The sequence below is a fragment of the Paenibacillus sp. FSL K6-2862 genome, from assembly GCF_038005125.1.
In the GTDB taxonomy this organism is placed as follows: Bacteria; Bacillota; Bacilli; order Paenibacillales; family Paenibacillaceae; genus Paenibacillus; species Paenibacillus illinoisensis_A.
The window spans coordinates 2,830,540-2,853,027 of sequence record NZ_JBBOSN010000001.1; the positions used below are offsets into that span (position 1 = coordinate 2,830,540).

Genomic DNA, 22,488 nt, shown 5'->3' on the forward strand with positions numbered 1-22,488 from the left:
AATATGAAGTAAAAAAGGTGCGAAACGATGTAATTCGTTTGGCACCTTTTTTTATATTTCTACATGTTGGAGTATTCGATTTCAATTGCTCTCAGGGCTTACCGCTTATCGAGCCAGCGGAGACGTGGTACAATGAGCAGGAATGTTTTTTATCATTTTGTGGTGTCATACACAATGCGTACACCGAGAGAGCCGTAGCTTTCTTCCTTATAATTGCACTGGCTGCAGGTCTTGGTGGCGCAGAGCGGATCACTGGACACATGCAGTTTTTCGTTGCAGTGAGGGCATTTATTTTCAAAAAGAGTCTTGAACAGATTAAGCATGCTTAATCACTCATTTCTGATTAATTTACTTGGTTTTTATTATAGCCGATAAATTTCGCCGCGTATACAGTTTTTTGACAAGGTTTTTCAAGCGCAAGAAAGGAAGAATTACCGATGGATGTTCTGCTTTTTATCATCATGTTTATACTGGGTCTGGTCGGTTCCTTCTTTTCCGGTTTACTGGGTATTGGTGGAGCTATTATTAACTACCCCCTGCTGCTGTACGTTCCCTCTCTTATGGGTATTGAGCCTTTTACTACACATGAGGTTTCCTCCATTAGCATGTTCCAGGTATTCTTTTCTTCGTTGGCAGGTGTAATCGCATTTCAGAGAAAGAAGAGGAGGGCCGGGGACGGGCATGCTTTGGTGAATAGGACGCTCGTGGTATACATGGGCTTCAGTATTCTCATCGGCAGCTTAATCGGAGGCATCATATCCGGCCATCTGGATGGAGATGTCATTAACCTGATTTACGGCATATTGGCGGTCATCGCCATTGTCCTCATGTTGATCCCTGGAAGAGGTACAGAAGCTTCTTCTGATGTAGTGGAATTTAACCGATGGATTGCGGCAGGTTCGGCTCTGGCAGTGGGCGTTGTCTCGGGAATTGTTGGCGCTGGCGGTGCATTTATTTTGATTCCGATCATGCTGACGGTGCTTCGTATTCCTACGAGAACGACGATCGCCTCGTCCCTGGCCATCGTGTTAATATCCGCGATTGGTGGAGTCATCGGGAAAGTCAGTGGTGGAAGCATTCCGATTGAGCCGATCATCTACACCGTTATAGGGAGTCTGATAGGAGCATCACTTGGCTCGAGAGTCAGTTCAATGATGAATGTAAGTGTGCTTCGCTATGGTCTAATTGTTCTTATTGCTGTTACTGCCGTTAAAGTGTGGGCTTCTATCTTATAAAACAAGGATCAGTGGAGTGACCTTGACGATTACGTAACCAAACGCTTCAAGCGCCGTATAAAGGTTATGAACATGAGCTGGCGAATTTGATACAGCATGAATTCACAACAGTTTTCGTCCATGGAGCACCCTCAATCTCCTCTCATGGATACATGTTTAACATTAATAGAAGTTGAGGTATCCATCCTATGAATAACGCACTTATAGATCATGCCGAAGCAGGATATCAGTTAGCCGAGCATAAGGCAGCCCAGTACTTTGCTTCCCTTCATAACCAGCTAATGAATAACTCATATACGACGGTTCTAATGCAGGATTTTCATCAATGGCAAAAGAAACATATTCATCGATTCTCATGGTTACCCTGGATATCACGAACCGCAAGAAAACCCGATTCCCGGGATGTATATAGATATATCCACTGGTTGAACGTAACCGGCAAACTGGACGAGTACCTCGATCGCAGCATCTCCTATATTTATATGAGAGATCTGGGCAAGGCGCTGGATACCCCTGAGACGCAGGCTCGTATTCAGCGGGTTGTGCAGGATACGAAGAAATACTTCATGCGTAAGGATGGAGCGAAACGACAGGGCCAGCCCGATTTTATCAGCCTGGCTGCATTGTATCGCTGGGCTCAGAAGGAAAACGTGGAGACTGCCGTAATCTGGCTGATTCAGAAACTCGAAAACGTCGCTTCAAATATCCCGAAGGAGCTCGATGCAGAGCAGGCACAACGCAAGCTGATTAAGATCATTCTTGGCGTTGTTCTGCATGTGAATGATGAATTGGATGAGACGACGCCAATTCCGGAACGTTCGAAGAGATTTGATGCAGCCATCAGATTGGGATATTCATACGGGTTAACCTATCCATTTATAGACGATCTGTTGGATTCACAGGCCCTGACTTCCCAGGAGAAAGAACAGTATTCCCTCCTGATTCGAAAGGCGCTGCTTACAGGAATTGTACCTGACATTGGCGAGTGGAACGGAGACAGTGAGGAAGTCATCCGCTATGTTCACTCGGAGCTGCGGGAGGCATTTGAATACATCAAGAATTACCAGCGACCTGAGATGCAGCGAACTTTTTTTGAGCAATCTTATGTTTTTTTTCACTCCCAAGAGCTGGACCGGGCGAAGAAACTTACCAATGCGAACTATACCAATGAAGAGCTCTATATCCCGATTATTATCAAGTCATCTTCATCCAGGCTGATTGTTCGTTCCGTTCTGAGCGCTTCGGAGGATGAAGGCTTTGATGTCCGCACGTTCTATTATGGAATTTACAATCAACTGGCAGATGATTTTGCAGATATGTTTGATGATTTGGAAGAGGGGGCAGTGACTCCGTACACGTATTATTTGAAGTACCGGGATCTGCGTCCTGACTTAATTAATCCATATGAGCTCTATTGGACCGTGATCTCTCACTTGATCCATAATGTGTATGACTCGGATGCCAAGACACGTGAGGTCATACTGGATCGTGCGATCAATGGCCTCAAACGCAGCAGAGAACGACTGGGACCGGCGAAATATAATGAAATTATGGACATCTTTGCTTCGGGTCAGCCTGAATTTAACGATCTCATTCAACGAATGGTTCGAAAAGCGGATGACGTGGACTTTCTCGATAAATTGCTCAGGGATCAGGTTGTTGTCCATCTGAAGAATGACAAAAAGGAAAAAGAGGATTTTATTCAAACGGTTCGAAACGTTCGTGAACGGATTAACATGGAAGTTCAAATATCCAAACCGATTGCAATTCCGGAAATGAAAGAAACGCTGATTGATGCAGCCAATTACAGCCTGCAGGGCAGCGGCAAACGGCTGAGGCCGATCTTGACCTGGGTTATGGGTGTGCGAGAGTATGGGCTGTCAGAAGCATCGATCGTTCCGCTATTAAGGTCACTGGAGTATATGCATACCGCTTCGCTCATTTTTGATGATCTGCCAACGCAGGATAATGCTTCAACCAGGCGGGGCCGTTCAACCTTGCATCAGGTGCATAACAGCGCCACAGCTGAATTAACAGGCCTCTTTCTGATCCAGAAAGCCATTGGAGAACAATCCTCGCTAAGTCAATTCGATGCTGCAACGGTGCTAACCTTGATCCGATATTCGGCTGAAAAAGCAGAAGACATGTGTATGGGGCAGGCGATGGACCTGAACGCCAAAGGTAAAGCGCTAACGTTGGATCAGCTGAACATGATCTGCTTCTACAAAACAGGCATTGCCTTTGAAGCGGCGCTTGTCATGCCTGCTATTCTGGCACAGGTCAAGGATTCTGAAATTTCCGCCTTGAAGACATTTGCCTACCATGCGGGTATCGCTTTTCAAATCAAGGATGATCTGCTGGATCTGGACGGGAATGACATGGTGCTTGGTAAACCAGCCGGGCAGGATGTCCGCAACAACAATTCAACCTTCGTTTCCATCCTTGGGGAGGATGGAGCGAAAAAAGCAATGTGGGAACATTATGGTCTCGCAACGGATGCACTTGCCGAAATGCCGAAGCATATCCCTTTTTTGAAACATCTGTTGGATTACATTGTTGGGCGTGAGCGCTGACAGATTTTACTCGCGATTTCGTGCACCATTTGACTTATAATTAACTTTAGCGACAAAGGTCGGGAATTCCATGTCTATGGGATCCAGGCCTTGTTTCCGTTTGAATGACACAAATCACTTGGAAAGAGATGTTTCAATCGCTATAATACGGGGTACTAAGCAGTTATTATGGTTCTAAAACCACTATTCCTTTCGGAACGGACAAGATAAAGAAAAATTTGAAATTTCGACAATCTATTGCATGAGTATATATATCAAAAAGGAGATCTTAAAATGCAGGTTCAAAAGGTTGACCATCACGAATTGTTCGAACAGATTTATAACCAAGCACCTATTGGAATTGCACTTGTAGCTCCTTCAGGTCAATGGATGAAAGTAAACCCTGCATTTTGCTGCATGATGGGCTACACCAGTGAGGAACTCATGAATCTCAGCTACCAGGATATTACACATCCGAACGACTGCCCGCAGGATATAATCTATGCTGGCGATTTGTTTGAAGGCAGATCAAATGAGTATACGTACGAAAAGCGCTACATCAAAAAAAATGGTGACGTACTCTGGATTTCATTGCATATAGCCTTGGCTCGGGATGAAAGTACAGATGAGCCGCTTTATTTCATTTGTCATATTGTAGATATCACAGATCGTAAGTTGTCTGAACAAAAACTTCTGCACAGTGAAGAGATGTTCAAACTGATTTCGGATAACGCACAGGAGATCATCTACATCGCCAATTTTGAAGGAGTTTGCCGGTTCTGCTCACCTTCTGTTCAAGATCTGCTGGGTTACTCTCCAGAAGACATTATCGGTCAAAATAACAATGCCTATTTCCATCCGTTTGATTTGGAACAGATCTCACAGATGGACTTGACTACGGGGAATATTCTGAATATCAGAGTTCGCCATAAAGATGGACATTATCTATGGTTTGAGACCACATACAAGATTATTGGGGATGCCGAGCAAGAACGGCAGATACTTACCATTGGACGAGACATATCTGAGCGAAAGAAACATGAAGAGATCAGTGCAGAGGCCGAACGGATTGCGATGATTGGTAGTTGGGAATGGGATATGGTCAATGACCAAATCGCCACTTCAGATCAGGTACTTGAAATCTTCGAGCTCGAGCGCACACACAAACGCTACCGGGCAAGGGATGTTCTTCGGGTGATGAATCCCGCGGATGCAGCATCCTTGCAAGAAAAAATCAGAGGCACGAAGCAAGGAGAACCGCTTGATTTCGAATATAAACACATACGCTCTGATGGGAGTGAGAAATATCTTCATTTGCGCGGTCTGATTACGTTCGATGAACATCAACAGCCCGTACAATTGAACGGAACATTGCAGGACATCACCGAACGGAAACTTATTGAATTTAAACTTCAGGAATCCGTGGAACGTTACACTTCACTTAAGAAATATAATCATGACGCCATTATCTCGTTTAACATGGACGGCAACATCATGAATGCGAACCCGGTCGCAGTGAAGATGACAGGTTGTCCTGTGTCAGACATGATCGGCACGAGTATTAGCAGATTCATCGGAGCTGTCAATCTGGGGATGATCCTGCGCAGCAACTACGAATTGGCTGAGAAGGAAATTAACGCTGTTCGTCACACGGATGGCAGTGAGACAGAAGTGTTGGCTACACTTGCTCCGATCATCATCAACAAGACCAATGTTGGATTCTATCTGATTGCGAAGGATATTACGGAACAGAAGAAGCTGCTTGTGGCCAAAGAGACCGCCGAGAGAATGAACAAGGCCAAAAGTGAATTTTTGGCCATGATGAGCCATGAAATTCGCACACCGATGAACGGTGTTATCGGTATGACAGACCTGCTTCTGGATACGCCGGGACTTAGTGAGGAGCAAGAGGAATATATTCGTATTATTCAGAAGAGTGGAGATTCCTTGCTGGCCATCATTAATGATATTCTGGATTTCTCAAAAATTGAGTCAGGTAAAACGGATCTGGTAGATGATCCTTTTGATGTTGGGGAAATCGTGACAGAGACCGTGCAAATTGTGAAACCACTGGCTCGTGAAAAGAAGCTGGATATTCGTTTATGTCTGGATGAGGCCATACCGACTCCGCTCTATGGCGATGCTTACCGTTTGAAACAAGTACTTACCAACATTATCGGCAATGCGGTCAAATTTACGCCAGAAGGCAGTGTGGCAATTGAAGTCGGAGTTAATGAGCAGTGCAGCAATAACATCCTTCTGCAATTTAAGGTGAAGGATTCGGGCATAGGGATTCCTGCTGAGAAAAGACAACAATTGTTTGAGCCGTTCTACCAGTTAGAGAACTTTATGACCCGTAAACCTCAAGGGACTGGTCTGGGGTTAGCCATCAGTAAGAAGCTGGTAGAGCTCATGCAGGGAGATATCTGGATCGAGGAATCGGACGAACCAGGTACAACATTTATATTTACGGCTTCCTTCAAATTAAATAATGATGAAGGTAGCAACCAGTTTGATCAACAGCAGAAAAAGAACAGAAGTACACCTCTGCGCATTCTGATTGCGGAAGACAATGAGGTTAATCTGCTTGTTCTTAGCCGGATGGTTGAGAAAAAAGGGCATTTTGTAGATCATGTGGCAGATGGTGTGGAAGCAGTTGAGAAGGTCAAACGTAATGCATATGATATTGTTTTTATGGATGTGCATATGCCGCACCTTGACGGATTTGAAGCCACCAGAGCGATTAAGGAACTTTCGGACCCTGAAGCATGTCCATATATTGTTGCGGTTACGGCAAACGCCGTCCGAGGCGATAGGGATAAATGCTTGAAGGCAGGCATGGATGATTATGTAAGCAAACCTATTAAGAACGAGTCCATCATGCAAGTGATGGAGAGGTATTACCACAAGAAACAAATCCATCACTGACCTCGTAATAAAGGATCATTTCTGAACGAGTCAGCACTTGATGGGCATTGGAGCCGCTAGCTTATCCTAGATAAGTTAGCGGTTTTTTGGTCCGATTCCTAATCTGGGGTATGATCGTTAAGCTTACCTCATATGATGATCAACATGTAGGAAATAACAATTTAGACAAATTGTTCTTGACGTAATGTAGTGGAGCGAATACAATAAACAACAAATATGTGTAACGGGTGGGTAGATGAATATGTTCATGCCAATAAGGGATTTACATTCAATAACTGAATAAGCATGAGCATAGATACGATCTTAGGATGAATGTCAGTGTGTAGACAGTCGTGCTTGTGCAGCCCCTGTCGTGGACACTATTCATTTTGCGATGCAGAGGAGAAATCCGGAAACGATTTTTGATTTCATATGGTTCTCTTGTTGATACAAAGCTGTAGATGAACATCAGTTCATCTATGGCTTTTTTGCATGCATCCCGCCAATCGGTTTCACATGGAAAGGAGATCTTGTAGGCTACGGGCTTCAATTCATTTTATATCCTAAGGGAAGAAAGTTGGTAAAGGTATGAATAAACCTTCTCAAAGCTATACGATTTGGTTTTCTCAACGCACAGGCAGTACACTGCTCGGTGAAGCTTTAAGTTCAACAGGCGTTGCAGGTAAACCTGGTGAATGGCTGCATTTCCAGCACAAGAGTCCGGAAACGTTGCAGCACGCAGATCTGGAGCAAATCTGGAAGCTGGGTACAACACCCAATGGGGTTTTCGGCATCAAAATTAATTTTGAACAGCGTTGGATCGATGCCATTCGCAAATTGTATCAGCTGCCATCCGAAACGCCGAGGGCGGAAGTATGGAGTACAGGTTTCCCGAACTGCACGAAGCATATTTATATGACACGTCGAAACAAAGTGAGATTGGCTGTTTCCTGGTGGAGGGCTATTGTTTCAGGTGAGTGGCATCGTCAGCATGGTGCTCAGGCTGAAGAGAAAGATATTGCAGATCAATACCATTTTGATGCCATTAAACATTTGCTAGTTGAGAGCAGTATGTGTGAAGCTGCCATCGAAGATTTCCTTTCAGAGTCAGGCATTGTTCCTTTAACGATCGTATACGAGGATTTCATACAAAATTACGAGGGGACTGTCCGGAAGGTGCTGGAGTACTTGGATGTTTCGTCTGCTGACGTTACTATAGCGTCCCCGGCTTTTGACCCTATCGCAGATGAGATATCCGAACAATGGGTTCAAAGGTTCCGGGAAGATTGCCAGAAGGGTTGGGAGAATACAAGATGGTAAAACAACAAGTCAAATATGATGTTTGGGTGCAAGAGAAGGTATTTCATGTTGTTCTGCATGATTCGTCTTAGCTATACATCATGAAAGTCATAAAGAGTTCATTGAAAAAGGAATTTAAATAGACGTAAAGGGGTGGGCAGCATGCCCAAACAAGAAAAAAGATCCATGACCTGGCTCTTCCGTTATCTGAAGCCTGTAAAAGGTCGACTCGCTCTGCTGCTGGTAATGCTGCTGACTTCTACCGGCTTGCAGCTGCTGAATCCGCAGATCATCCAGCGGTTTATTGATACAGCCGCTAGCGGTGGAATGCTCACAAATCTGATTCAGCTCGCGGGCCTCTTTCTGGTCGTTGCTGTATGTAATCAGTTGATTACGGTGGCAGTCAGTTATTTTGGAAATGATGTGTCGTGGCGTGCAACTAATCAGCTGCGGGGAGATCTGCTTAAACATTGTCTGCAACTGGATATGCGTTTTCACAATGTAAAAACACCCGGGGAGATGATTGAACGTGTCGATGGAGATGTTACGAGCATTTCCAACTTTTTTGCCATGTTTATTGTTCAGGTCATCGGGAGTTTTGTATTGCTTGCCGGCATACTCGGATTTATGTTCACGGTGAATGTACCTATTGCAATCGTTATGACCGTGTTTACGTTATTATCGATTTTATTTATGGTATTTATCCGTAATCTGGGCGTACAATCTTCCAAAAATGAGCGAGAAGCAAGTGCATCCCTGTTCGGCATGATCGAAGAACGGATTGCCGGAATTGAAGATGTACAGGCGAACGGGCACGTGCCGTATGTCATGAGCCGTTTCTACAAATTAATGCGGATGGTATTCCTGAAAGGCCGGAGAGCCTGGATGCTGCGAGTAATTCCGTGGAATACCACCGTGATTTTATTCGCCATTGCTGTTACAGTGGTTCTCTTGCTGGGTGTTCATTATTTTATGGAAGGGGCGATTAGCATCGGAACCTTGTTTCTGATCTATCAATATACCCAGATGCTAAATGATCCGATTGAGATGCTGGGAGATCAGGTGCAGGAGTTTCAAAAAGCGAAATCCGGTATGCTTCGTTCCAGGGAACTGCTTGCCCTGAGCAGTGAAATCAAAGACGGAGACCAGGAACAGCTGCCGCATGGTGCGCTTGGTCTTGAATTTGAACATGTACACTTCAGCTATAACATCGATAAGCCTGTTTTACAGGATATTCATTTTAAGATTGAGCCTGGGCAGAGGCTTGGAATTATTGGTCGCACAGGGAGCGGTAAGTCAAGCCTGAGCCGGGTGCTGCTTCGTTTATATAATCTGGACCGGGGTGTTATCCGCGTTGGCGGTACGGATATTTCCAAACTTAGCTTGAAGGCACTGTACAGACGGGTGGGTATGGTCACGCAGGATGTTCAGCTGTTCGATGGCACACTGCGGGATAACCTGACACTGTTCAATCAGGAGGTGTCGGATGACATGATCCTGGAAACGACGGATCGACTGGGTCTGCGTCAATGGATTGATACCCAGCCAAATGGGCTGGATACTCATTTGACGGCGGGTGGTTCATCCTTGTCCGCTGGGGAAGCGCAATTATTTGCTTTAACCCGGGTATTTCTGACCGAGCCGAGTCTGGTTATTCTGGATGAACCATCCTCACGTCTGGATGCGGCTACGGAACACTTGCTCCAGTCGGCTGTCAACCAGTTGATGCAGCAATGTACGGGAATTATTATTGCTCATCGTCTGGCTACGCTTGAACAGGTAGATCAGATTATGGTATTGGGGGATGGCCGGATATTGGAATTCGGTGCGAGGGAAGATCTGGCGAATAATCCGAATTCTCATTATGCACGGCTGCGAATGACAGGCAGAGAGGAGGAACTTGCGTGAATGTGGCAGGGTTTATTGGACGGCTGTTTCGATTTAGAACTGTATTATTCATCATTAACGGTTTGTTGTGGTGTTTGTTTCATTCCTTGCCATTAGCTATTGGTATTGGGATGCAGTGGTTTTTTGACCGGGTGACGATCGGATCCAGTGACTACTTATGGCTGGCAGTGCCGCTAGTATTCATTGCGCTAGTAAGATTAGCCAGAGTAGGCACGTTCTTTGCTGCTTTCTATGCGTGGATTACATATGTCTTTCACATTCAGGCCATTCTTCGTACCAATATGCTGGCTGGCATTATGCGTTGGCCTGGACGTAATCTTCCGGCTTCACCCGGAGAAGCGATGAGTCGCTTTCGTGATGATGTGGACGAAGTTGTCGAGTACGCTGAGTCCTGGGTAGACTTCTGGGGAAGGCTTGTGTTTGCAATTGTATCCATCGTCATTATGGCGAACATCAACTGGAAAATCACACTGGTTGCCGTCATGCCATTACTTGTAGTTACGCTGCTGAACAATCTGTCAGGTAATCGCGCACGTAAATACGCCCAGAAAAATCGGGAGGCGACAGGGCGGATTACGAGTTTTATAGCGGAAACGTTTGGTGCTGTGCAAGCGTTGAAACTGGGGCAGGCTGAGCAGCATGTTTCAGCCCGGTTCAATGAACTCAATGAGGATCGTCGTCAAGCAGCCTTAAGGGATAATCTGTTCAAACAGTGGATGAGATCCCTGAATCAGCATGTGCTCAGCATTTGTACAGGGTTAATCCTGCTGATGTGTGCAGCCGAAATGAGAACCGGACAATTCACTGTAGGTGACTTTGCCTTGTTTACATCGTATCTTGCTAATATAGGCTTTAGCATTTCCTTATTCGGGTACATGGTATTCCAGCATAAACGACTGAAGGTCTCATTTGACCGCATGCGCAAGCTGTTTCGTCCTGGTGAAGAGGATTGCATCATCGAATCAAGAGAGATCTATCTGTATGAGGATCCGCCGGAACCAGTTGAACTACAGAGAGAAAAGGACGATAAACTTAGGGAGCTGGAAGTCAGCAATCTGTCATACCATTATCCTAATTCTTCAAAAGGAATTCAGAATATTAACCTCCGACTGAAACGTGGACAATTTATTGTGATTACCGGACGAATCGGATCGGGAAAATCTACACTGGTGAGGACACTTCTTGGATTATTGCCGAAACAGGAGGGGCGTATTCGGTGGAACGGGGAAGAGGTAGATCCAGCAACATTCTTGATGCCGCCTCGTGCGGCTTACACGCCCCAGGTCCCTCGATTGTTCAGTGATACATTGAAGGAGAACATTGTGCAAGGCAAAAAGGGTAGAGTAGGCGAATCGCTCGCACGTGCCATTCGCCTGGCTGTTATGAAAAAGGATATTGAACACCTCGATCAGGGATTGGAAACCTCCGTTGGTCCAAGGGGTGTCATGCTGTCAGGTGGACAGATTCAGCGTGCAGCCACGGCACGGATGCTAATGACTGAAGCGGATCTGTATATCTTCGATGATCTATCGAGTGCACTGGATGTGGAGACGGAAAAGCAGGTGTGGGAGGGTTTATCCAACGAGCAGCATGTAACATGTATTGCCGTTTCACACCGGCGGGCAGCACTCTCCAAGGCAGATCATATTATTGTATTAAAAGATGGCCGTATTGAAGCAGAAGGAAGCTTGAGCGAGCTGCTTGCGACCAGTGAAGAAATGCAATTGCTCTGGCAGGGAGAGCAAGCGCCTGTGAAAGTGGGATAAGATCAGATTCAACAACCACATAAAAAGCCGTACAGTTAACTCTTTGCAAGAGTTTGTCTGTACGGCTTGTTTGTATTCAACTTTGCTGCAATTCTTTATCTGAGCAGCTGTGCAATCAGGGAATAAGCGATGATCACCAGGAATACAATCGTAATGTGATTAATGGAGAAAATGAACATTTTATGTGACCATTTCTTGGTTTGGTTACGATCAAATGTTGCCACGCTAAGAATGAGCCATGCCAAGCTGACCAAGAAAGCAACAATTGCCACTAACGGGCTAAGCGGCCAGAATAAAAAGCTGGAGAGCAATAACAATACCAGATACACATTCGTTTGAATATACGTGCGTCTGATTCCTTTGACAACAGGAAGCATTGGGACACCAGCTGCCTTATATTCGTCAAATCGGCGGATGGCAATACCGTAAAAGTGTGGCATCTGCCACAAGAGCATGGTAACCACCAAAGCCCAGATTTCGAAATGTCCGAGTTCCGGTGAGATTGCAGCCCAACCAATCAGTGGTGGAACGGCACCGGACAAGCTGCCTACTTCCGTATTGTAAATTGTTGTGCGTTTGGTCCACATGGTATATGGGAAGACATAAAGCAACAATCCCAGGATACCAAATACTGCTGCGGAAGGCGAAGCAATATACAGTAGAATGCCCCCAATCACCGTAATGGTGATCCCCAGAATCAGTCCGGACTTGGTATCAACTTGACCGGTAACGGTCGGACGTGTTCTTGTACGTTCCATAATCGCGTCAATATCCCGGTCGTACAAGTTGTTGAACACACCAGCAGCCCCGATGATCAGAGAGGAGCCGATGACAGACAGTATGATCGGCACAATGTTGGCTATGAATGAGGCATCAAATACATACAATGCCAGACACAAACCGGCAAGCATGGCGATCAGATTGGACTTGATGATTCCGACTTTGATCGTATCAAAGAATACTTTCGGAATGGAGCTATACTCTAGTTCAATTTTGGGTTGAGACCCCTTATTCAATGTTTTCAAATGCTCACTTCCTATATCTATACTTATATATCTCGTGCCCTTATTATAGCATTTAGTTTACTATGTGAATTAAAACACGTTTTTGTTTAAAAATACTGTCAATTGATTGTGAACAATTTAAAAACAAGGTTTTTTTTAATTGTTAAAAATGAATTTCTGTGCTACAGAAGTCATGAAAAAAACGAAGATATATTAATAATTGAGAAAAATATACTTGCGTTTTTGAAAGTAAGGCTCTATTGTAGATATAAAGGATCTTTAATTGATTTTAAATTCATTCTCTTTATTATAGCCTATATGGTTGTTATTGTCAGGGGAAGCTGTTTTAATCCATAGGCGATGAAGGAGAGAATCTTTTTTGGGGTTAATTAGAGACTTTAAGTATCTGGAAAGGGTGTTTTAAAATGAAAGAAACAGTAGATGTGATTATCATAGGCGGGGGACCATCCGGTCTGAATGCCGCATTGGTCTTAGGAAGAGCCAGAAAAGAGGTTGTAGTGATCGACGAAGGGCGCCCCCGTAATATGGTGACTCGTGAAACTCATGGTTTCTTGACAAGAGACGGGGCAACGCCTAGTGAATTCCGCCAAATTGCCAAAGAGCAGATCCGCGCCTATCCTTCTGCACATATCATAGAGGACACAGCCGCTGCGGTCACAGGAACGGAAGGTTCATTTGAAGTAACAACGGTAGAAGGAAAGATCGTAAGAGGCCGGAAGCTTCTTTTTGCAGTCGGAAAAAAAGACCAGCCTCTCGACATTCCCGGACTGTCTGCGGTATATGGCAAGAGTGCCTTTGTATGCCCATACTGTGACGGCTGGGAGTTAAGGGATCAACCACTTGGCATCATTGTGAGTGGGGATAAAGCCGTACACATGGCCAAAGTCATATCGGGTTGGACGAACCGATTCACCATACTAACGAACGGAACTGAAATGACGGAGGATCAGCGGGAGGAATTGAAGCAGCATCGGGTGTCTGTATTAGACGCACCGATCCAATCCATTGATTCGGAGGAAGGAATGGTTAGGCAGATTGTGCTGGAGGACGGAAATACCGTGGAGTGCACAGGCATTTTCTTCGCACCCAAGCTTGTCATCGGTTCGCACCTGGCTCAAACACTGGGGTGTGAAGTAACGGATTCGGGGACAATTAAGGTTGATGAGTTGGCCAAAACGTCCGTACCGGGCGTCTTCAGTTCGGGAGATGCAGCATCGGAAATATATCAGGCGATAACTGCAGCTTCGTTGGGCGCGCTCGCGGCCGTTAGCATGAATAGTGAGCTGAACGCCGAGGCCTGGGATAATTCAGGAAAGTTACAAATGTGATAGTTGAGTAGAGTAGATCAGCTTGGTTTTTAATGAAACTTGTCGGCAGGTAAACGGAATGTTGATTTTTCAGAGATCGAGTACAAGCAACGTACTAGGATCAAGGCGGCGAAAAGCCGCCTTTTTCTATTCTTAGCCGATGATCAGGTCCCTTCACTACTTTTAATATGAAGATAACAAACTGTTAGCGTTTCCATAACATTTCTTTGATAAAGTTGTTGACAGTACTTCTGGAAACGGGTTTAATTATGTAGACCGATTGTTATAATTCAGATTAAGGAAGTGGCTCCATTGAGTGAAAAGTCTAATGCTAAAGAACAAATTGTCAGCACAGCAGCCAGACTGTTTTTTTCACAAGGATATCATGCGACCGGTCTTAATCAGATTATTAAGGAGAGCAGTACGCCGAAAGGATCGTTATATCATTATTTTCCGCACGGCAAGGAAGAACTCGCACACGAGTGTATCCAGAAAGCCAATGAACACATCATGCAGAAATTCGAGGATACCTTTGCAGCACATGAGAGCACAGGGGACGCCATCCAGCGATTTATACATGACATGGCTGATGAAACGGAAGCGGCTGGTTTCACGGGGTTTCTGCCATTCAGCTTTTGGGCAGCCGTGGAGACTTCCTGTATCAGTCATCAACTGCGTGTGGCATGTCAGGGTGTATTCGCGAACTGGCAGAACATCATTACGAAACATCTGATGATGGAAGGCGTTGGTGAGGAGAAAGCACGAGAAACGGGTCTTTTGGTCATCTCTTTAATGGAGGGAGCACTGATTATCAGTCTGACCAATCAGGATAAACAGCCTCTGCTGACGGCTGCTGATTATTTGTCAAGTGTGGCTAAGAATGCCAGAGGGATTCATTAAGTCTGCACAAAGAAAGAAACAGTTATAACGTTTGAGGAGGATGGATCGTGGAGGTTTCCATGAAGGCTGGTTCTGTACAGGACCAAGAAGAAACAAAGCAATATAAGGTACTGCCCATATTATTCGCGATGCTGTTGAGCGGATTCATTGGCCTGTTCGGTGAAACAGCGCTTAATGTGGCACTGACGCCGCTGATGGCCCTGCTTGAAGTTGGACCCACAACGATTCAGTGGTTGACGACAGGTTACCTGCTCGTACTGGGTATTTTGGTGCCGGTTTCCGGTATGTTATTACAATGGTTTACAACGAGACAGTTGTTTACAACCTCTCTGATATTTTCGATTGCGGGAACCATTGTTGCTGCACTCGCACCAAGTTTTGAACTGCTTTTGGTTGCAAGGGTGCTGCAGGCTGTAGGTACAGCCCTATTGCTGCCATTGATGTTTAACACGATTTTGGTTATTTTCCCGATTGAAAAACGTGGTGCTGCCATGGGACTAATCGGTCTCGTAATCATGTTTGCTCCAGCGAGCGGTCCGAGTATTTCCGGATTGATTTTGGCTAATCTGAGCTGGCACTGGATTTTCTGGATTTCATTGCCGTTCTTCATTATCTCACTGGTGTGCGGCTTGTTGTTCTTACCGAATATTTCGAAACTGACCAAGCCGAAAATTGATGTTATTTCCATTATATTGTCTACCCTCGGTTTTGGCGGAATTGTATATGGATTCAGCAGCGCGGGTGGACATGGGGATACAGGCGGAGGCTGGACCAGTCCGGTCGTGGTAATTACCCTGGTTGTCGGAGTAGTGTCCTTGCTGCTATTCAGCATTCGTCAGTTACGAATGAAACAGCCAATGATGGATTTGCGCGCATTCAAATATCCGATGTTTACGATCGGCTTGATCCTGATCTTCATCTGTATGATGATGATGTTGTCTTCAATGCTGATCCTTCCAATGTATCTGCAGCAAGGTATGGCTGTGACAGCACTGACTGCAGGTCTGGTATTGCTGCCGGGCAGCTTGCTGAACGGATTCTTGTCTCCAGTTATGGGACGTTTGTTTGATAAATTTGGTCCAAAATGGCTCGTTATCATTGGCCTGGCGATTGTGGCTGTTGTTCTGTTCATGTACACAGGCATTACGCCGACGACGGCTTTGGGAACAATCATTACCATGCATGTGTTCATGATGATCGGGATTTCCATGATCATGATGCCTGCTCAAACGAACGGTTTGAACCAGCTGCCGCCAGAGTATTATCCTCACGGCACAGCGATCATGAATACATTACAGCAAGTATCCGGTGCGATCGGTACTGCGGTTGCCGTAAGTATTCTGAGCGCGGGTCAGACTCGCTTCTTGAGCAATGTAACTAACCCGGAGAGCCCGGAAAACCAGCTCGCTGGTTTCACGTCAGGGGTACAGAATGCATTTGTATTTGCACTGGTTCTTGCCGTGATTGGTCTGGTGATCTCTTTCTTTGTTAAACGGGTGAAGGTTGGATCACAACAAGGTCAACAAGGCCCTATGCATTAATTCAATATCACTTAACATTAAACGATGTTCTTCCAGCTGCGGCTGGGGGACATCGTTTTTTTATATTTTGTCACCTTGACATGGAACGGGTTTCATCCATTAAAGTGGAAAAAAGTCAGCTGCAGTACGTCAAAAGTCACATATATGAACATGAAAGCAAATAGTTCATGTTCTGGCGAAATTGGATATGTTCAACTTCTAGTTTAGCGACAATAATAGTGAAGTGAAGTAAGATTCATCACAAAGTGGAAAACGTTTTAGCTTTGATAATCGACCAAGGAGAACTCTTTTATGAAAATCATTCAACCATTACCACCACATCTGGAAGATATGCTAATGCGTTATGAACGGAACGGGCACCTGAACATGCAGGCTTCGCTGCTGGGAAAACAGTCTGTTGTCTATAAAGTACAGGAATACTGCCTCAAAGTGTACACCAAGCGTGGGAAGATCGGTGGAGAACTCGAGGGCGAAGCCATCATGTCCATGCAAAGCAACAGCCATGTCCCCAAACTGTATGCCTACTCTCCAGGATATTTTATCTTGACCGAATGGATTGATGGATATAATCTGAGACAGTATCGAGAGTACTTTGGGCATATTCCGTGCAACCTGATCTACGATATGTTATATTCCGAACTTGAGCAGATTCAGTCTGGCTATCGGGATTGGGATGTGATACGTTATGAAAATTTGCTCTGGACCCACGAGGGAAAAGTGAAAAGAACTGATTTTTGGCTATGTGAGCCTGCAGGACCCGAGCGAGAAGGAATGGAAGAAGCGGTGATCCGTAGAATCAATGGAGTTCAGGCTGGTGATGAAGCCGAAGTGAAGGAATTACAGGAGTATCTGTTTCGGCACGGCCTTACAGCTTCAGAAGTTAAGCACGCATTGGAGCAGTTCCAATCCCAGGTTAATGAATCCATTATTTCATAGTGAACCTGCCATTATGAAGAACAGAAGGTAATAAGATGACCAAATACGAAAATCAGATTCCAACATCGATGAATGTGAGCTTGAAGGCTATGCTGAGCATGCTTCGGGATTCCCTTAGAAGTGGTCAGGACCGAAGACCTTTAAGTCATATACCGATAGTGAAAAGTGAGTTTAGCGAAAGGTTGAACGCTGATGATCATCCACAAGTAACATGGTTCGGACATTCGGCTTTTCTGCTTGAAATCGAAGGAACCAGATTGCTTTTTGATCCCATGCTGGGGAACCGTCCATCTCCGGTATCATGGGTGGGGACGAAGCGCTACAACGTCAATTTGCCAGTTCAGCCAGAAGATCTTCCGCCGCTGGATGCCATCATCTTATCTCATGATCATTATGATCATCTGGATTATTCCTCCATTCGGAGGCTGATGAATAAAACCGCACGGTTTATCGTACCTCATGGCGTACGCCGGCGTTTGATTCAAATCGGTGTGCCTTCGGATAAAATTACCGAGCATGGCTGGTGGGACGAGCTTCAATTCAAGAGCCTGACACTGGCATGCACGCCTGCAAGGCACTTTTCGGGGAGAGGATTATTCGATCGTAACTCCACGCTATGGTGCTCATGGGTGATCTCGGGACATGAGACAAAGGTGTTTTTTAGTGGAGACAGCGGGTACGGACGTCACTTCAAGGAGATCGGTGACAAGTATGGGCCATTCGACTTGACGATGATGGAATGTGGACAATATGACGAACGGTGGGCCAACATACATATGATGCCGGAAGAAACCGTACAAGCCCATCTGGATGTAAAAGGAAAGCTTCTCATTCCTATTCATTGGGGAGCATTCACTCTTGCCTACCATGCTTGGACCGATCCGGTTGAACGAATTACCCAGGCAGCACAACGCGCGAATGTCGACATCGCGACTCCGAAAATTGGAGAAAAGGTGCAAATCCACAACGGAATTTATCCAATGGAACGTTGGTGGAAATCCGGCTTCTAGTAATATTACAGCGTCTACTCAGCACATGAGTGGACGTTTTTTATTTTAACATTGATAATGCACTATAAATTAAGAGGATGCCCATAGCCATATTGAATGGACGCTCATATCTCACGAGTACACTCTGAAATATCACTCCGCATAAGGCCCATGTCATATTGGCACTGATCCCTACAATCGTTAACAATACAGAGAATACCATCATGTGAGCATGTGACTGGGCAAGCGGCAAGACAAACACTGAGATTGCGGTTAAACCATACAAAATGACTTTGGGATTCATGAACTGTAGAGTGAAGCCAAACCAAAATGAATAGGGATTGGTGCGATTGTCTACCTGTTGTGAAGACGTACTACGCATAATTTTGAACGCCAGATAGATGAGATAGACACATCCCAACACATTCAAAACGGGTCTGATTCTCGGAATAGACTGATGCAGAACAAGATTGAAATAACTGGATAGAAACATAATCAGCAGGCAGCCCGCGGCTACACCACCAACAAAAGGCAATGTCTTGGCAAATCCCCGAAGTCTAGCTTGAGTCAAGGCGATAATGTTATTGGGACCCGGTGTAAATGATGCGACAATGGCATACGTCAATAAAGGAATAATCATGATTGTCCTCCTCAAAAAGTTCGTTGTATGCTATAATTGCATAAAATGTACACTATAACGTTTGTGCGTTATTATTGTACGATATGGACTATATATTGCACAACACCATTTTTAAAGAGGTGGTTACAGGTTGGAAAATATCAATGTTGTACTTGCTCAAAATCTGAAGCAGATCCGAGAGCAAAGAAAGCTTAGTTTAGATAAGGTTGCCGAAATGTCAGGGATCAGCAAGACCATGTTAGGTCAGATTGAACGGGGAGAATCGAACCCTTCCATCGCTACCGTCTGGAAAATTGCGAACGGCCTCAAAGTTTCGTTCACCGCATTAATTCATGAGCCGAAATCGGATGCGTCGATCGTGACGGGTGATGATATTCACGTGTTAACGGAGGAAAACGGAAGAGTACGGATTTATCCGCATTTTCTCTTTGAAGAGGGGCGTCGGTTCGAAATGTATGTTCTGGAGATGGATGAGGCAGCTTCATGGAATGCAGAGCCGCACATTGATGGAACAGAGGAGTTTATTACCGTCTTTGAAGGGGAAATTACGATTCATGTCGGGGGAGAAGATTTTAAGGTGAAGCGGGGGGAGTCCATTCGCTTTCGAGCAGACAAGCCGCATCGTTATATAAACTCTGGAGTTTCGGAGAACCGACTTAGCATGGTTATTCATTATCCGGGTTAAATAAATAGTAGGTGGGAGTCAGCAGCTTGGAATTGATTTTCAGATGTCCATACAACAAAAAATAAAGTAGCCGGTTATGCGTGGCTACTTTATGTGGAATTATCTATTTCATTCAGATAATAAGGGGGAATCCAGTTCAACCGTTCAAGGCTGGACTGCTGCTTGACGCTGGATTTCTTTGGCGCTTAGCGCTTTGTCATACACTCTAACTTGATCCATTTTGCCTTGATAGAACGGATCGGCAGCATATCGACTTTTGCCCAGATAGGCTTCCGAAGCTTGTAGATCCTTCGGATTGAACGTGATTTCAGAGCTGCTCGCTACTGATTTGCCGTTTACATATAAGGTGCCCGTGTCTCCTTGCAATGTAACGGCGACATGAACCCATTGATTGCTTGGCAGCGCTTCAGTCGCGATCAGACTCTGATCACGACCCTGATCATGAATGGTGAATTGCAGAGCACCGTTATGTTGGGATGGTGTAAGGAACATATGTCTGGTCAAGCCATTACCGAAGTCGAATATACGCTGCCAAGCTCCGCCCCCATCCCAGTTTACCCAAGCACTGAACGTGAAGTCCGTTGTGTCTGTGAGGAGTCCAGGCAGTTGAATGTAGCTGTCTTTTCCGTTAAAGGCAACAGCCTGATTCTTGTTGCTAACCGCTGAGCTTACTACATTAAAAGACTGGCCATGATAACCGTTTTTACTAAAATCCTGTGCGATTTTAGCGAGTTTTTTGTTGTCAAACGTATACTCGCCCAGCAGTGGGCCAACTGCCTGTTCAGGTACGGTCACGCTGAATGTTTTGCTGGCTGTGGCCGTCCCTTTTCGAATGGTTGCGGTCAATTTTACTTTGGCATCCCCTTTGCCGCTGCGTGGCCGATTTACTGCTCCATCAGCCGATAGGACAGAGGGAAGAGAAGATTTCCATGTGATCTGACTATCACGTGTACCTGTGGTGGGGAGGGAGAGATCATAGAAAATATTCTCCGTATTTCCAAGCGTCAGATCCTTCTTCACAGCCTGTACCACATCCTGATCTTTCATGGCATTCATCTGGCTTCCCCAGACCGCTACACCGGATGAAGAGAGAGCACTGAAGGTTAGCGCGTTCTGCTGGGATTCCGCATCCCATTCCTGGGTGAAGACACCTTCGTATACTACATTATTGGTCGTTATTTGTACCTTGTTGTCCTCCAGGAGGCTCCATGTCCCTGTTACAGCACCAGTAACCTGGCCGTTTGCCGCAAACTGAACGATCTGGGATGACTTGATCTCAGCTGTGATATCCTTCCCATGATTAACCCACTTATATGAACCAGCTGCACTTTGTTCGGTCACTTGAACTGAATCGCTCTCCATGCCTGCATAACGGTAAGGAGATACGACAGGCCATCCTTCGGAGTTCATATGCATCTCATGAACCCGCACCTCATGTTCTTCTCCTCGATTCGGAAAGCGGGAGTGGAAGATGAGGAAGTGCTTGCCGCTCTCTTCATCATAATAAGCAGAGTTGTGTCCTGGAGATACATATCCTGTCCCCTGACCCGTACCAGGGTCGCCGATCTGTCTCTCGAACAGGTAGTTCCCGAGTAATTTTACGCCAAATGGCTCAATGGATTCATCATCAAACAAAGGTTTATTCTTGTCTGCCATAACCTTGATCATATCGTTGCCTTCAGCATCGTAGAAGGGACCGTCCGGTGTTTTGGAGCGGGCAACACGAATGTTATATCCACCGTCAGCCGCGAGTCCTCCATAAGACAAGTACAGATAATAATAATCGGTTTCGGGACTGTAGAGCATATAAGGGGCCTCAATTCTGCTGTGGTTGCCTCCGGTCAGCTTCTTGCCATAACCTTGATTAGGTAGTGGTTTGCCGGTAGTCTCATCCATTTCGAGAATGAAAATCCCCCCGGAATAAGAACCGTATACCATCCACAGCTTGCCGTCTTTATCATAAAACACATCCGGATCGACCACGTTGGGATGCTTGGTCGCATCATAGATGGTGCCATCTTCACTAATTTCATCCCACATGCCTGATTTCAGCAAAAGTCCCTGATCCTTGTATGGGCCTTCAATGTTGTCAGCTACGGCGACTCCAAGGGCGGACCGGGGAGAATCCCCTTTGCAGGCATTGTAATACATATAGAATTTGCCATCTGCCAGTTGAATGACATCGGCTGCCCAGAGCGTATCCGTCTGAGCCCATTGCAGAGCTTCTGCGAATTCCTTGGTTACATTGGGAACGACAGGATTGTCATCCGTGACGCCTGAAGCGACGGAATCCCAGCTGATTAAATCTTTGGACTTAGCTACCTGCAGATGGGAGCCGAAGACATAATACGTATCATCTACCTTGATGACAGAAGGGTCATGAACGGAGACGTTTTTAAACGCAGGTAACTGATTTTCGTTTAATATAGTGGAACTTTGCGAATTAAAAGCAGTTGAGGTTGTATTGTCCGCCAAAGCGGAGACTGGCGAAAGAGCTGGTGCAGAGAGCAATGCCGTACTAAGTGCAATGACCAAATAACGCTTCATACGTGTCCCCTTTCTTCATTCACAAAAATATAAAACAAGTTAAAAATACAACGGATGAACGTGGTAGTGCAGTCCTCCTTTCAGTTATTTCTATAATCAAGCGCTTACATTTGCTATAATATCAATTAATTTATATTTTTGTAAACCATGTTGTTGAATCAAGTTAAAAAAAAGAAAAATGAACAGCTAAAGCTTGAATTTATTTTGAATTTAGCACCGATTAGAAGTTTTTAGTTGAAAATCCAATTCGA

At 45.3% G+C, this 22,488-nt stretch carries 16 protein-coding genes; 13 read left to right on the forward strand and 3 right to left on the reverse strand.

Annotated elements, in window-relative coordinates; translation table 11 throughout:
• Positions 1–17: 17 nt before the first annotated feature.
• The 7 genes from MHB82_RS13055 to MHB82_RS13085 all read left to right on the forward strand — a co-directional run bounded on the left by MHB82_RS13055 (position 18) and on the right by MHB82_RS13085 (position 11,667).
• Positions 18–329 (forward strand): hypothetical protein, encoded by a 312-nt coding sequence (locus MHB82_RS13055; protein WP_095358329.1) that lies wholly within the window; start codon positions 18–20, stop codon positions 327–329.
• Positions 330–437: 108 nt separating this feature from the next.
• The gene (locus MHB82_RS13060; protein ID WP_341174861.1) at positions 438–1,235 is read left to right on the forward strand and encodes a sulfite exporter TauE/SafE family protein; all 798 of its coding nucleotides are present in this window, start codon (positions 438–440) and stop codon (positions 1,233–1,235) included.
• A gap of 188 nt (positions 1,236–1,423) precedes the next feature.
• Entirely contained in the window at positions 1,424–3,808 is a 2,385-nt protein-coding gene (locus MHB82_RS13065) for a polyprenyl synthetase family protein (protein ID WP_341174862.1), read from the forward strand.
• Positions 3,809–4,081: 273 nt separating this feature from the next.
• Positions 4,082–6,715 (forward strand): PAS domain S-box protein, encoded by a 2,634-nt coding sequence (locus tag MHB82_RS13070; RefSeq protein WP_095358326.1) that lies wholly within the window; start codon positions 4,082–4,084, stop codon positions 6,713–6,715.
• A gap of 567 nt (positions 6,716–7,282) precedes the next feature.
• A complete protein-coding gene (locus MHB82_RS13075; RefSeq protein ID WP_341174863.1) occupies positions 7,283–8,014 on the forward strand; it encodes a Stf0 family sulfotransferase in 732 nt (243 codons plus the stop codon).
• Between the two features lie 141 nt (positions 8,015–8,155).
• Positions 8,156–9,901: an ABC transporter ATP-binding protein gene (locus MHB82_RS13080; protein ID WP_341174864.1), complete on the forward strand. Its 1,746-nt coding sequence runs from the start codon at positions 8,156–8,158 to the stop codon at positions 9,899–9,901.
• Positions 9,898–11,667, forward strand: coding sequence for an ABC transporter ATP-binding protein (locus MHB82_RS13085; RefSeq protein ID WP_095358323.1), 1,770 nt, complete (start codon positions 9,898–9,900; stop codon positions 11,665–11,667). Before MHB82_RS13080 ends, MHB82_RS13085 begins: the two co-directional genes overlap by 4 nt.
• Before the next feature lie 95 nt (positions 11,668–11,762).
• On the opposite strand, the gene cyoE is transcribed toward MHB82_RS13085, so the two are convergent.
• Positions 11,763–12,692: a heme o synthase gene (cyoE, locus tag MHB82_RS13090; protein WP_095358322.1), complete on the reverse strand. Its 930-nt coding sequence runs from the start codon at positions 12,690–12,692 to the stop codon at positions 11,763–11,765.
• 404 nt (positions 12,693–13,096) lie between these two features.
• On the opposite strand from cyoE, the gene MHB82_RS13095 reads away from it, so the two are divergent.
• From MHB82_RS13095 to MHB82_RS13115, 5 genes are all read left to right on the forward strand, one after another.
• Positions 13,097–14,020, forward strand: coding sequence for an NAD(P)/FAD-dependent oxidoreductase (locus tag MHB82_RS13095; protein WP_341174865.1), 924 nt, complete (start codon positions 13,097–13,099; stop codon positions 14,018–14,020).
• Positions 14,021–14,311: 291 nt separating this feature from the next.
• Positions 14,312–14,899 carry a TetR/AcrR family transcriptional regulator gene (locus tag MHB82_RS13100; protein ID WP_095287417.1) on the forward strand — a complete coding sequence of 196 codons (588 nt, stop codon included), beginning with the start codon at positions 14,312–14,314 and terminating at the stop codon, positions 14,897–14,899.
• 59 nt (positions 14,900–14,958) lie between these two features.
• The gene (locus MHB82_RS13105; RefSeq protein WP_110822687.1) at positions 14,959–16,440 is read left to right on the forward strand and encodes a DHA2 family efflux MFS transporter permease subunit; all 1,482 of its coding nucleotides are present in this window, start codon (positions 14,959–14,961) and stop codon (positions 16,438–16,440) included.
• A 291-nt stretch (positions 16,441–16,731) separates the two neighbouring features.
• Entirely contained in the window at positions 16,732–17,376 is a 645-nt protein-coding gene (locus MHB82_RS13110; RefSeq protein ID WP_341174866.1) for a hypothetical protein, read from the forward strand.
• A 35-nt stretch (positions 17,377–17,411) separates the two neighbouring features.
• Positions 17,412–18,386 carry an MBL fold metallo-hydrolase gene (locus MHB82_RS13115; RefSeq protein WP_341174867.1) on the forward strand — a complete coding sequence of 325 codons (975 nt, stop codon included), beginning with the start codon at positions 17,412–17,414 and terminating at the stop codon, positions 18,384–18,386.
• A gap of 40 nt (positions 18,387–18,426) precedes the next feature.
• Here MHB82_RS13115 and MHB82_RS13120 read toward each other — a convergent pair whose 3' ends face one another.
• Positions 18,427–19,005 carry a LysE family transporter gene (locus MHB82_RS13120; protein ID WP_341174868.1) on the reverse strand — a complete coding sequence of 193 codons (579 nt, stop codon included), beginning with the start codon at positions 19,003–19,005 and terminating at the stop codon, positions 18,427–18,429.
• Positions 19,006–19,135: 130 nt separating this feature from the next.
• Between MHB82_RS13120 and MHB82_RS13125 the strand changes: the two genes are divergently transcribed.
• On the forward strand, positions 19,136–19,690 hold the full coding sequence (locus MHB82_RS13125) for a helix-turn-helix domain-containing protein (protein WP_341174869.1): 555 nt from the start codon (positions 19,136–19,138) through the stop codon (positions 19,688–19,690).
• A gap of 144 nt (positions 19,691–19,834) precedes the next feature.
• On the opposite strand, the gene MHB82_RS13130 is transcribed toward MHB82_RS13125, so the two are convergent.
• The gene (locus MHB82_RS13130; protein WP_341174870.1) at positions 19,835–22,237 is read right to left on the reverse strand and encodes a LamG-like jellyroll fold domain-containing protein; all 2,403 of its coding nucleotides are present in this window, start codon (positions 22,235–22,237) and stop codon (positions 19,835–19,837) included.
• Between the last annotated feature and the right edge of the window lie 251 nt (positions 22,238–22,488).